This window comes from Kitasatospora saccharophila, assembly GCF_039529925.1.
Lineage (GTDB): Bacteria > Actinomycetota > Actinomycetes > Streptomycetales > Streptomycetaceae > Kitasatospora > Kitasatospora saccharophila.
The window spans coordinates 90,646-103,038 of the sequence record NZ_BAAANS010000007.1; the positions used below are offsets into that span (position 1 = coordinate 90,646).

Here is a 12,393-nt window from a genome sequence, read left to right on the forward strand (position 1 = left end):
CACCCGCACCCGGGCCCGCCCGCACCCGCACCCGCACTCCGCAGGCGCGCGCGGGCGGGCCCCCGCACCGTCCACGAACGAGGAGAACCCCGTGAACCCGCCCACCGCCCGCCCCGCCCAGCCCTGGTGGCGCACCGCCGCCATCTACCAGGTCTACGTGCGCAGCTTCGCCGACGGCAACGGCGACGGCGTCGGCGACCTCGCGGGCGTGCGCAGCCGCCTGCCGTACCTGCGCGACCTCGGGGTGGACGCGCTCTGGTTCAACCCCTGGTACCTCTCCCCGATGGCCGACGGCGGCTACGACGTCGCCGACTACCGCGACATCGACCCGCTGTTCGGCACCCTCGCCGAGGCCCAGGACCTGATCGCCGAAGCCCACGGGCACGGCCTGCGGGTCATCGTCGACCTGGTGCCCAACCACTGCTCCGACCAGCACCCCTGGTTCCGCGAGGCGCTCGCCGCCGACCCCGGCGCCCCCGAACGGGAACGCTTCTGGTTCCTCCCCGGCCGGGGCGAGCACGGCGAACTCCCGCCCAACGACTGGCAGTCGTACTTCGGCGGCCCCGCCTGGACCCGCACCACCGGCCCCGACGGCGCCCCCGGCGACTGGTACCTGCACCTGTTCGCCCCCGAGCAGCCCGACCTCAACTGGGAACACCCCGAGGTCCGCACCGAGTTCGAGTCCGTGCTGCGGTTCTGGCTCGACCGCGGCGTCGACGGCTTCCGGATCGACGTCGCCCACGGACTCGCCAAGAAGCCCGGCCTGCCCGACGTCGGCCCCGACCCCGACGTCACCGACCTGCCCTACCAGGACGTCGACGCCGTCCACGACGTCTACCGCTCCTGGCGCAAGATCACCGACGGCTACTCCGGCGACCGGGCCTTCGTCGGCGAGGTCTGGCTCCCCAGCCCCGAACAGTTCGCCCGCTACCTGCGCCCGGACGAGCTGCACTCCGCCTTCAACTTCGAATTCCTCTGCTCCGCCTGGGAGTTCGACGCCGTCAAGGACGTCGTCGACGGCACCCTGGCCGCCCACGCCCGGGTCGGCGCCCCGCCCACCTGGGTGCTCTCCAACCACGACACCATCCGCCACGTCACCCGCTACGGCCGCGAAGACACCTCCTTCGACATGGGGAACAAGCGGCTCGGCGCCCCCACCGACCGCGAACTCGGCCTGCGCCGCGCCCGCGCCGCCGCCCTGCTCACCACCGCCCTGCCCGGCGGCGTCTACGTCTACCAGGGCGACGAACTCGCCCTCGGCGAAGTCGAGTCCATCCCCGACGGGCTCATCCAGGACCCCACCTTCGTCCGCTCCGGCGGCACCGACCGCGGCCGCGACGGCTGCCGCGTCCCGCTGCCCTGGACCGCCGACGGCCCCTCGCTCGGCTTCTCCCCGGACGGCGCCGCCCAGCCCTGGCTCCCGCAGCCCGCCGACTGGGCCGGACAGAGCGTCGCCGCGCAGGACGCCGACCCGCACTCCGCGCTCACCCTCTACCGCACCGCCCTGCGACTGCGCCGCGACCGCCTCGCGGCCCTGCCCGAACGGCTCGACTGGCTGCCCGCCGCCCCCGGCGTCCTCGCCTTCACCCGCGACGGCTCCTTCGCCTGCGCCGTCAACTTCACCCCCCACCCGCAACCCCTCCCGCCCGGCAGCACCGTCCTGCTGGCCAGCGCCCCGCTCCAGGACGGCCGACTGGCCCCGGACGCCTGCGCCTGGCTCGACCTGCCCGCGCCGACCCGGACGGACGCCCCCGGGGCCGACCGGCGCGGGTAGCCGGCGCGGGTAGCCGGCGCGGGTGGCCGGCGCGGACGGTGCGACCGACCGGCACGGGCCCGACCGGTCCGGCGGCCGTGGGGAGTTGCCGGAGCCGGTGGGCGGCGTGACGCTGGATGCGGCCCGAAGATTCGGACGTGTCCGTCCGGCCGGGAGGCCGCGCGCCGCGCCGCGCCGTGCCGCCGGTCGGCCGCCGCACGCCCGCCCGACAGTGGGACGTGGGTGACTTCCCATGATCGATGCCAGAACCCATGCCGCCGCGCTGGCCGAGCACCTGGAGGGCCTGGCCGCGGCGCCGATCGACCCCGCGCTGCGCCCCGCCCTGGACGACCTGCTCGCCGAAGCGGCCGACCACCCGGCGGACGCCGCCCTCGGCAGCCTGCTGGACCACCTGCTCCAGCACGCCCAGTCGGACGGCCTGGAGCTCGACCTGCTCACCGAGGCCGCCGGAATGTGGACCGAGGGACTGACCCTCTACACGGAGATCGGCTCGGTGCGCGCCGACATCGAGGCCGCCCTCGCCGACCCGGCGGACCCCGGCGCGGCGGCGAAGTACTGGGCGGCCCTGCTGCGCCTGCGCGGGCTGAAGGAGCAGGTCCGGGACAAGCACCTGGAGATCCAGGACCTGGGCCGGCGGCTCGGCGAGATGCGGCACGTCCCGGAGCACCCGCGGCAGCTCGACGCCCCGCTGGACACCTGGGGCTGGGGCGACGTCCTCCTGGCCCGGCGCACCGACGCCTTCGTCCGCACCGCCTTCGCGGTGGCGGGCACCCCCGCCACCCGGGCGACGGCCCTGGGCATCCTGTCCGGCCACGCGGCGAACGCGGCCGGCTCGGCCTACCTGGGCAAGGTGGTCGGCGGCCCCCGGCGCAGCCACCGGTTCCGGGACCGGATCGCCCGCAACACCGTCGGTTCCTACCTCGCCCAACTACGGCCAGAAATAGGGGACTTCGGCCGACTCGCCACCGCGATCCGGTACGACGACGCCCCCGAGGCCCGGCTCCCCGACGAGACGGCGGCGTTCCTTTCCGAGGTGCTCGGAAAGGTCTACGACCTCGGCGCCACGGCGCCGCTGCCCGACCTCCAGCTCGGGTACCGGCGCCTGGTACGGCAGTTGGAACTGCTCGACACCTTCCGGCAGCCGCCCCGGCCGGAGCTGCCCGCCCCCGGGTTCGTCCGGAAGCTGTGGGCCGACCCGGCGAACCCGCCGCCCCCGGTCATCACGACCCGGACGGCCACCCCGCCCGCCGTCGCCGACTCCGGGCTCGGGCCGGCCTCGTACTCGGGCCCCTCGGTGCCCCCGTACCAGCGACCGCCGACCGCCACGGACAGCACCCGGGACAGCGACAACCAGTGCGGCAGCTTCTGGTCGGGGGTGGAGGCGTTCCTCGTCTTCGCCGGGACGCTGACCGCCATCTGCTGGGACCAGTGGGGGAGCCGCCAGCGGTGCACCCTGTGGGACAAGCACGTGGTGGACAACTTCCGGCACGCGTTCCAGACCGACCTCAGCCCCGAGGAGCAGGCCGCCCTCGCCTCGCAGGCCCAGCCGCTCACCTCGGAGCAGTTCGCCCGGGTGGCCGACCTGCCACAACTCACCGAACTGGTGGGCCTGTTGTTCAGTTACCAGAACCACCTTTGGGAGGGCCTGCGGAAGGCCGGCGGCTACCTGGCCGGCTGCGGGGTGGCGGCGCCGGACGGGCGGCTGCACTACCCGCTGTACCGGCAGTTCCTCAAGGTCCCGTCCAGCGGCGACAACATCACGCCGCGCCGCCCCGAGGCCGATCCGGTCGCGGTGTTCTACCGCTACCCGCTGACCCCGCTGGAGGAGCCGTCCGACGGCGGCGGCGGGCTGCCGGTCGGCACCGACCCCGGCTGGCTGCTGGGGGAGTCCACCGCCGCGGTGGTCGCCCTGTGGACCGGGATCGCCCGGGGCGCGACCGGCGAGGCCAACCCGGACCTCGACGCCGACCGGTTCCGCCGCTACGACTGCTGGGCCGCCGGCGGGTCGATCGACGACGACCCGGTGGACGTGCGGATCCTCGACTACGGCGAGACGTGAGGAGACGGCCATGCCCGCGCGGAACGACGGCCGCGAACCGCAGACGACCACCGACGGCCGCGAACCGGAGACGACCACCGACGACCGGCCGTACCTGTTCGTCCACAGCTACCCGCCGCCGGTCCTGCCGGCCGGCTCCTACCCGGTCGACAACGGCACGCGGCCGGTGCCGCCGGAGGTCTGCTGGTACCTGTGCTCCGGCATCCAGCCGCTCACCGCCTTCCGGCCGGGCGAGGACCTGACCGTCCAGGTCACGGTCGGCAACTGGCAGGGCGGCAACAGCGAGACGATCGCCCAGCTGGGCCTGTGGTGGTCGCCGCCCGTCAGCGGCCCGCTCGTCCCGGACGCCGACAAGTTCCTCGGCTTCACCACCGTGCTGGTGCCGCCGCACGGCGGGCAGGCGGTCTCCGACCCGCTGACCGGGCGCATCCCGGCCGACGCGGGCGACCACGTCTGCCTGCTGGCCGAGGTCTGGCACCCGCTCGACCCGCCGGGCACCACCACGGCCGACCCGGTCAACGACCGGCACTGGGCGCAGCACAACCTCGTCGTGCTGCCGTCCGGCGGCGCCGGGACCCTCCCGTTCCTGGCCTCCAACCCGCTGCCGGACCCGGCCGAACTCCTGATCAGCGCGGGCCCCGTCCCGCCGGTGCGGTGGCCCGGCTTCCGGCTCGACGGGGACCCGCAGCCGGTGGCGGCCGAGGCCCGGCTGATCGTGCTCACCGGCGCCGACGGGCGGGAGCGGGCCCGCGGCGAGGGCGAACTCTCCTGCGCGCTCACCCTGGACGGCGGCGAGCGGCGCCCGCTGGAGGTCACCATCGAACCGGCCGGGGCGGTCGCGCCCGGGACGTTCGCCCCGTTCGAGGTCGTCCAGTACCGGCTCGGGGAGGAGGTCCCGGCCGGCGGGATCGGCATCGCCTTCACCGGCGGCTGAGCAACCGCCCCCGGCCGGGCCGGAGTTCCCCCGGGCAGGGACGTTCGGCCCCTGCTCGCCCCGCCCCGCCCCGCCGTACGGTGGAGCTTCACCCGTAGGACGGGCCGGCGGGGCCGTGACACCCCGCCGGCCCACCGGGCGAGGGCCGGGACCCCGTGCGGTGGTGGAGCGTGCACGGTGGACCGGGGGCGGCCGGTGATCGGGCGGCAGCAGGCCGGGCAGCAGTCGACGGGTGCTCCTTTCGTACCGTCAACTCCGCTGTGTAACTTACAAGTTGCGCATTGACACGAATGTTGCGGCGCGGACACCATGGACGCCGCCCACCGCCTGCCGACACCGCTCCGGACCGATCGGACATGGGAGCGCTCCCATGGTGTTCGGGCAGGTCACGGGCCGTCCGATCGGCACCCCCACCCCCAGAGCCGCCCCCACGGCCGCCCCGGAAGGACGCCATGTCCCGTCCCGCTGCACCCCCGCCCCGCCCGTCGCGCGGCGCCCGCTCCGTCCGCCGGACCGTCCTCGGTCTGGGCGCGGCCGGGGCGCTGGCCGCCGGTGCGCTGCTGCCGCTGCACACCGCCGCCGCCGACGCCACCGCCGCCCCCGCGTACAACTACGGCGAGGCGCTGCAGAAGTCGCTGCTCTTCTACGAGGCCCAGCAGTCCGGAAAGCTGCCCGCCACCAACCGGGTGAGCTGGCGCGGCGACTCCGCGCTGGACGACGGCAAGGACGTCGGGCTCGACCTCACCGGCGGCTGGTACGACGCCGGCGACCACGTCAAGTTCGGCCTGCCGATGGCCGCTTCGACCACCATGCTGGCCTGGGGCGGCATCGCCGAGAAGGCGGGCTACACCGCCTCCGGGCAGATGACGTACCTGAAGAACAACCTGCGCTTCGTCGACGACTACCTGATCAAGGCGCACCCCGCCCCCAACGTGCTCTACGGCCAGGTCGGCAGCGGCTCGGCCGACCACGCCTGGTGGGGCCCGGCCGAGGTGCTGCCGATGGCCCGGCCCGCGTACAAGATCGACGCCTCCTGCCCGGGCTCGGACCTGGCGGGCGAGACGGCCGCCGCGCTCGCCTCCTCCTCGATGGTCTTCGCCGACAGCGACCCGACGTACTCCGCGACCCTGCTCACCCACGCCAAGCAGCTGTACTCCTTCGCCGACACCTACCGGGGCAAGTACAGCGACTGCATCAAGGACGCCCAGGGGTACTACAACTCCTGGAGCGGCTACAACGACGAGCTGGTCTGGGGCGCCATCTGGCTCTACAAGGCCACCGGCGACAGCAGCTACCTGGCCAAGGCCGAGAGCTACTACGCCAACCTCTCCACCGAACCGCAGTCCACGACCAAGTCCTACAAGTGGACGATCGCCTGGGACGACAAGTCCTACGGCGCCTACGTGCTGCTGGCCCAACTCACCGGCAAGCAGCAGTACGTCGACGACGCCAACCGCTGGCTCGACTGGTGGACCGTCGGCGTCAACGGCAGCCAGGTCAAGTACTCGCCGGGCGGCGAGGCCGTGCTCGACTCCTGGGGGTCGCTGCGCTACGCCGCCAACACCTCCTTCGTCGCCCTGGTCTACTCCGACACGCTCACCGGCGACCCCACCCGCAAGGCCCGCTACCACGACTTCGCGGTCCGCCAGATCGACTACGCGCTCGGCGACAACCCCCGCAAGTCCAGCTACCTGATCGGCTTCGGCACCAACTCCCCGAAGAACCCGCACCACCGCACCGCCCACGGCTCCTGGACCGACCAGCTCACCAACCCCGTCGACAGCCGGCACACCCTGATCGGCGCCCTGGTCGGCGGCCCCAGCTCGGCCGACGACTCCTACACCGATGACCGCTCCAACTACGTCAACAACGAGGTCGCCACCGACTACAACGCCGCCTTCACCGGCGCGCTGGCCCGGCTCTACGGCGAGTACGGCGGCAACCCGCTCGCGAGCTTCCCGCCCAAGGAGACCCCGGACGGCCCGGAGATGTCCGTCCAGGCGTCGGTGAACGCCTCCGGCACCAACTTCACCGAGATCAAGGCGTACCTGATCAACAAGTCGGCCTGGCCGGCCCGCGCGCTCAAGAACGCCTCGCTGCGCTACTACTTCACCCTGGAACCCGGGGTCAGCCCGAGCCAGATCACCCTGACCACCAACTACAACCAGTGCGGCACGGTCAGCGGGCCCACGCTCTACTCCGGCTCCACCTACTACGTCACGGTCGACTGCTCCAACACCGTGATCGCCCCGGCCGGGCAGTCCGCCTACCGCAAGGAGGTGCAGTTCCGGATCGCCTCCTCGGGCGCCTGGGACCCCACCAACGACTGGTCCTACCAGGGCATCTCGCTGGTGCCCGGCTCGACGCCGGTGGACGCGGCGAACATCCGGCTGCTGGACGGGGGCACGCCGCAGTGGGGCGCCGAACCGGGCGGCACCGGGCCGTCCGGCTCCCCGTCGCCGTCCGCCTCGGCCTCCGCCTCGCCGTCCCCGTCGCCCTCTCCGTCCCCCTCGCCGTCCGCTTCGGCTTCGCCGTCCCCCTCGGCGTCCCCGTCCCCCTCGGCCTCGCCCCAGCCGGTCTCCGGGTGCGCGGTGGCCTACAAGGTGAACAGCTGGGGCACCGGGTTCACCGCCGACGTGACGGTGCGCAACACCGGTAGCGGCACCGTCTCCGGCTGGAAGCTGGGCTGGACGTACCGGGGCAACGAGGTGATCACCAACGCCTGGAACGCCCAGGTGGCCCAGAGCGGTACGGCCGTGACCGTCACCGACGCCGGGTGGAACGGCACGCTGGCGCCGGGCGGCAGCGCCTCCTTCGGCTTCCAGGCCACCGGGACGCCCGCCGCGCTGCCCGCCTTCACGCTCAACGGCACCGCCTGCACGAACATCTGACCCGTCCGACCCGTCTGACCCGTCCGACCCGTCCGACCCGTCCGACCGGGCTCCGTCCCGCGTTCCGTCCCGCCCCCGTTCCCGCCGCCGCGCGGGGGCGGGGGCGTTCGCGTTCGCGGGCGGGGCGTCCGGGGGCGCGGCGGTGGCCGGAAACGGCCCGGTGGGGCGGTGCGGCGGGCGGAGGGGCGGTGTCGCGGGCCGGTGGTTCGGGGGCGACTCGGGGTGGATGACTCAAATGCCGCTGGTGGCCCGGGTAAACATCGTGATCCGCAAGATCACCGTATCGAGGTAAATACCCCCTGCCGCGCGGGCGAAGCGCGCCTACGGAGCGTTAGCGTTCCTCAAGATCCGACCGAGTCGCCCACGATTTCTGCCGATTCGTCATCTTTTCGTTCTCCGAGGATCGTTCGCCCCACTCGCACCACCGGCGCACCGGTACCCCGACCGGTCAGCTCCGCACGCCCCGACCAGACCGCCCCCTCCCAGTGAAGGAGTCACGGATGCCCGAGCCAGGGCTCTCCTCTCCGCCCCAGGCCGCCGACCCCTTCGCGGCGGCCCTCAGCGCCGTGCTCGCCGCCGCCACCGCGTCCGTCAAGGCCGCCGCCACCGCCACCGCCCCGGCCGCCCCGGCTGCCCGGGCGGAGGGCGCCGCACCCGCCGAGGCCACCCCGGCGGTCGAGGCGGCGGCCGCCGCCTCCGGGCTCGGGCGGGTCCTGCGCGGCCCCAGCGGGCTCGGCACCGGCGGGCTGTTCCGGGTCGTGCCGCCGCAGCCCGCCGCCGCGGTCGAGCCGCTCGCCGGGCCGGTCGCGGCGGCGTCCCCTGTGGAGGGCATCCCGGTGCCGGGCCTGTACTTCCACCCGATCCCGGAACCGGACCCGGTCCGGGTGGCGGAGGTCAGCCGCCGGATCAAGGACTGGGCGGTGGACGAGGTCGACCTGTTCCCGGAGGAGTGGGAGAACCAGTTCGACGGGTTCTCGGTCGGGCGCTACATGGTGGCCTGCCACCCGGACGCCCCCACCGTCGACCACCTGATGCTGGCCACCCGCCTGATGGTGGCCGAGAACGCGGTGGACGACTGCTACTGCGAGGACCACGGCGGCTCCCCGGTCGGCCTCGGCAGCCGGCTGCTGCTCGCGCACACCGCGCTGGACCCGCTGCACACCACGGCGGAGTACGCGCCCGGCTGGGCCGAGTCGCTCGGCTCGGACGCCCCGCGCCGGGCCTACCACTCGGCGATGCGGTACTTCACCGAGCTGGCCAGCCCCTCCCAGGCCGACCGGTTCCGGCACGACATGGCCCGGCTGCACCTGGGCTACCTGGCCGAGGCGGCCTGGGCCGAGACCGACCACGTGCCCGAGGTGTGGGAGTACCTGGCGATGCGCCAGTTCAACAACTTCCGCCCCTGCCCGACCATCACCGACAGCGTCGGCGGCTACGAGCTGCCGGCCGACCTGCACGCGCTGCCCGGCACCCAGCGGGTCATCGCGCTGGCCGGCAACGCCACCACCATCGTCAACGACCTGTACTCGTACACCAAGGAGCTCGCCAGCCCCGGCCGGCACCTCAACCTGCCGGTGGTGATCTCCGAGCGCGAGGGCCTCTCCGACCAGGACGGCTACCTCAAGGCCGTCGAGGTCCACAACGAGCTGATGCACGCCTTCGAGGCCGAGGCCGCCGCCCTCGCCGCCACCCACCCGGCCCCGCAACTGCTGCGCTTCCTGCGCGGCGTGGCCGCCTGGGTCGACGGCAACCACCACTGGCACCAGACCAACACGTACCGCTACAGCCTGCCCGACTTCTGGTAGCAGCAGCGGACCCGCACCGATGAACACCGATAACCAGTAGGAAACGGATACTTCCTGATGACCAGCACCGAGACCGGCACCGCCGTGTCCCCGTCCGCGTTCGTCCCGTCCCCGGCGACCGCCTACCAGGGCGACATCGCCCGCTACTGGAACAACGAGGCCCGCCCGGTGAACCTGCGCCTGGGCGACGTCGACGGGCTCTACCACCACCACTACGGCATCGGCGAGATCGACGCCGCCGCCCTCGGCACCCCCGAGGACAGCGAGTACGAGAAGAAGCTGATCAACGAGCTGCACCGGCTGGAGTCCGCCCAGGCCGAGGTGCTCCTCGACCACCTCGGCCCGATCGCCCCCGGCGACACCCTGATGGACGCGGGCTGCGGCCGCGGCGGCTCGATGGTGATGGCCCACCAGCGCTTCGGCTGCAAGGTCGAGGGCGTCACGCTCTCCAGCACCCAGGCCGAGTTCGGCAACCGCCGGGTCCAGGAGCTCGGCATCGCCGACCACGTCCGCTCCCGGGTCTGCAACATGCTCGACACCCCGTTCGCCAACGGCCAGATGTCCGGCTCGTGGAACAACGAGTCCAGCATGTACGTCGACCTGCACGACCTGTTCGCCGAGCACTCCCGGGTGCTCAAGGTCGGCGGCCGCTACGTCACCATCACCGGCTGCTGGAACCCGCGCTACGGCCAGCCCTCCAAGTGGGTCTCGCAGATCAACGCGCACTTCGAGTGCAACATCCACTCCCGCCGCGAGTACCTGCGCGCGATGGCCGACAACCGCCTCGTCCCGCAGGCCGTCATCGACCTGACCCCCGACACGCTGCCCTACTGGGAGCTGCGCGCCACCTCCTCGCTGGTCACCGGCATCGAGGAGGCCTTCATCGAGTCCTACAAGGACGGCTCGTTCCAGTACGTGCTGATCGCCGCCGACCGGGTCTGACGCCCGTCCGCCCGTCCGCCTTCGGCCGTCCCGACCGGTCCCCGCTGCCCGAACGGGCCGGGGACCGGCTCGGGTCCGGTGGTCATCGGCGTTCTCCGTGGTGCGGGTCGGGCGCGGATCGCCGCCGGGCGGCCGGCCCCCGCCCGGCCCGCTACCCGGCGGTGTCGTACACCGCCGTGACCGGCGCGTGGTCGCTCCAGCGCTCCGCGTGCGTCGCGGCGCGCTCGACCCGGGCGTCGGTGCAGCGGGCGGCGAGGCCGGGGGTGGCCATGTGGTAGTCGATCCGCCACCCTGCGTCGTTGTCGAAGGCGCGGCCGCGGTAGGACCACCAGGAGTAGGGGCCGTCCTGGTCGGGGTGGTGGTGGCGCAGGACGTCGACGTAGCCGTGCTCGTCCAGGACGCGGGAGAGCCAGGCGCGCTCCTCGGGGAGGAAGCCGGCCTTCTTCTGGTTGGCCTTCCAGTTGCGCAGGTCGGCCTCGCGGTGGGCGATGTTCCAGTCGCCGCAGACCAGCACCTCGCGTCCCTCGGCGGCCGCGCGGGCGCGCAACTCGCCCAGGTGGACGAGGAATTCGGCCATGAAGCGTTCCTTCTCGTCCTGCCGCCCGGTGTCGACCTCACCGGAGGGGAGGTAGAGCGAGGCGACGGTCAGGCCGGGCAGGTCGAGTTCGGCGTAGCGGCCGGAGAGGTCGAACTCGGCGGAGCCGAAGCCGATCCGGGTGGCGTCGGGGGTGCGGCGGGAGAGCACGGCGACCCCGGCCCGGCCCTTGGCGGCGGCGGGGGCCCAGACGGCGTGCCAGCCGTCGAGGCGGGCCAGCACCTCGGCGAACTGCCCGGGCTCGGCGCGCACCTCCTGGAGGCAGACCACCTCGGACTTGGTGTCGTCGATCCACTCCAGGAAGCCCTTCTTGGCGGCGGCCCGGATCCCGTTGACGTTGACTGTCGTGATGCTTTGCACGCAGTGAGGGTACCGGTTCGCCCGGAAAGCCGGGCATTGCGGGCGAATCGGGACGCCATACCGGGTCGGGGGGCGATCCGCAAGGAACCCTTCTCATTGGTCTTGACCATCTCCCGGGACACCCCCTACTGTCACTTACTGCAAAGACCTTTAATAAAGAAGGACGGATAAAGCCCGCCCCCTCCACCTGCCGAAACGGAGGTGAGCGGTGGACTGTCGTCCCTTCAGGGTGGAGGACACGGTGGGGCAAGGAACGCTCGCGGCGGTGGCGGAGCCGAAGTACTGGCACCTGCGCACGGTGCTGCTGCGCACCATGGACACCGAGTTCTCCACCGGGCAGGTGCTGCCCAACGAGCGGGAGCTCTCGGCGCGCTTCGGCGTGGCCCGGGCGACGCTGCGGCAGGCACTCGACCAGCTGGAGCTGGAGGGGCGGCTGGTCCGCCGCCGCGGGATCGGCACGCTGGTGGCGGCCCCGCGGGTGGGCATCCCGGTCAGCGGACGGGAGGGCGGCCGGGGCAGTGCCGTCCACGGCGGGCAGGAGTGGAAGGTGGTGGACTGCACCACCGGTCCGGCCTCCGCCGCGCTGGCCCGCACGCTGGGCCTGGCCGAGGGCGATCAGGTGCACACGGTGCGCCGGACGCGGGTGGTCCAGGGCGTGACGGTGGCGGCCGAGTCGCTGCACGTGCCCTCGGCCGCGCTGCCGCACCTGGCCGTGGTGGTGGACGGCAACGACCGGGCCCGCGGCGTGCTGCGCCAGCTGGAGCGGGTCGGGGTGGACGGCCAGTCCCGCTCGGTGGAGCTGGGCGTCGCGGAGTCCGCCGAGGCCGCGCTGCTGGAGCGCCCCCCGGGCACCCCGGTGCTGGTGGTCACCACCCAGTACGCGGCGGCCGGCCGGCTGGCGGCGGTCGCGGTCTCCACCTACCGGGCCGACACCTGCAAGCTGACCTTCGGCGAGTCCGGCGTGGCCGTCAAGGTCGCCGGCGAGGTCAAGGCCGCCGCCGTCTCCTGAACCCGCCCCGGGCCCCCGGCCCGG

The 12,393-nt window shown here is 73.5% G+C and carries 8 protein-coding genes; 7 read left to right on the plus strand and 1 reads right to left on the minus strand.

What is annotated here, in order from left to right:
* Window positions 1-91 precede the first annotated feature (91 nt).
* The 6 genes from ABD345_RS07435 to ABD345_RS07460 all read left to right on the plus strand — a co-directional run bounded on the left by ABD345_RS07435 (window position 92) and on the right by ABD345_RS07460 (window position 10,405).
* Window positions 92-1,774 carry a glycoside hydrolase family 13 protein gene (locus tag ABD345_RS07435; protein WP_344551054.1) on the plus strand — a complete coding sequence of 561 codons (1,683 nt, stop codon included), beginning with the start codon at window positions 92-94 and terminating at the stop codon, window positions 1,772-1,774.
* A 232-nt stretch (window positions 1,775-2,006) separates the two neighbouring features.
* A complete protein-coding gene (locus tag ABD345_RS07440) occupies window positions 2,007-3,833 on the plus strand; it encodes a hypothetical protein (protein WP_344551056.1) in 1,827 nt (608 codons plus the stop codon).
* Between the two features lie 10 nt (window positions 3,834-3,843).
* Window positions 3,844-4,767, plus strand: coding sequence for a hypothetical protein (locus tag ABD345_RS07445; RefSeq protein ID WP_344551058.1), 924 nt, complete (start codon window positions 3,844-3,846; stop codon window positions 4,765-4,767).
* Between the two features lie 452 nt (window positions 4,768-5,219).
* Window positions 5,220-7,658 (plus strand): glycoside hydrolase family 9 protein, encoded by a 2,439-nt coding sequence (locus ABD345_RS07450; RefSeq protein WP_344551060.1) that lies wholly within the window; start codon window positions 5,220-5,222, stop codon window positions 7,656-7,658.
* Window positions 7,659-8,158: 500 nt separating this feature from the next.
* On the plus strand, window positions 8,159-9,463 hold the full coding sequence (locus ABD345_RS07455) for a family 2 encapsulin nanocompartment cargo protein terpene cyclase (RefSeq protein ID WP_344551062.1): 1,305 nt from the start codon (window positions 8,159-8,161) through the stop codon (window positions 9,461-9,463).
* A 57-nt stretch (window positions 9,464-9,520) separates the two neighbouring features.
* Window positions 9,521-10,405: a geranyl diphosphate 2-C-methyltransferase gene (locus ABD345_RS07460; protein ID WP_344551063.1), complete on the plus strand. Its 885-nt coding sequence runs from the start codon at window positions 9,521-9,523 to the stop codon at window positions 10,403-10,405.
* A gap of 151 nt (window positions 10,406-10,556) precedes the next feature.
* On the opposite strand, the gene ABD345_RS07465 is transcribed toward ABD345_RS07460, so the two are convergent.
* Window positions 10,557-11,351 carry an exodeoxyribonuclease III gene (locus tag ABD345_RS07465; RefSeq protein WP_425556782.1) on the minus strand — a complete coding sequence of 265 codons (795 nt, stop codon included), beginning with the start codon at window positions 11,349-11,351 and terminating at the stop codon, window positions 10,557-10,559.
* 250 nt (window positions 11,352-11,601) lie between these two features.
* Here ABD345_RS07465 and ABD345_RS07470 point away from each other — a divergent pair, with 250 nt between their 5' ends.
* Complete coding sequence (locus ABD345_RS07470; RefSeq protein ID WP_425556778.1) at window positions 11,602-12,369, plus strand: GntR family transcriptional regulator; 768 nt, start codon at window positions 11,602-11,604, stop codon at window positions 12,367-12,369.
* The last annotated feature ends 24 nt before the right edge of the window (window positions 12,370-12,393 follow it).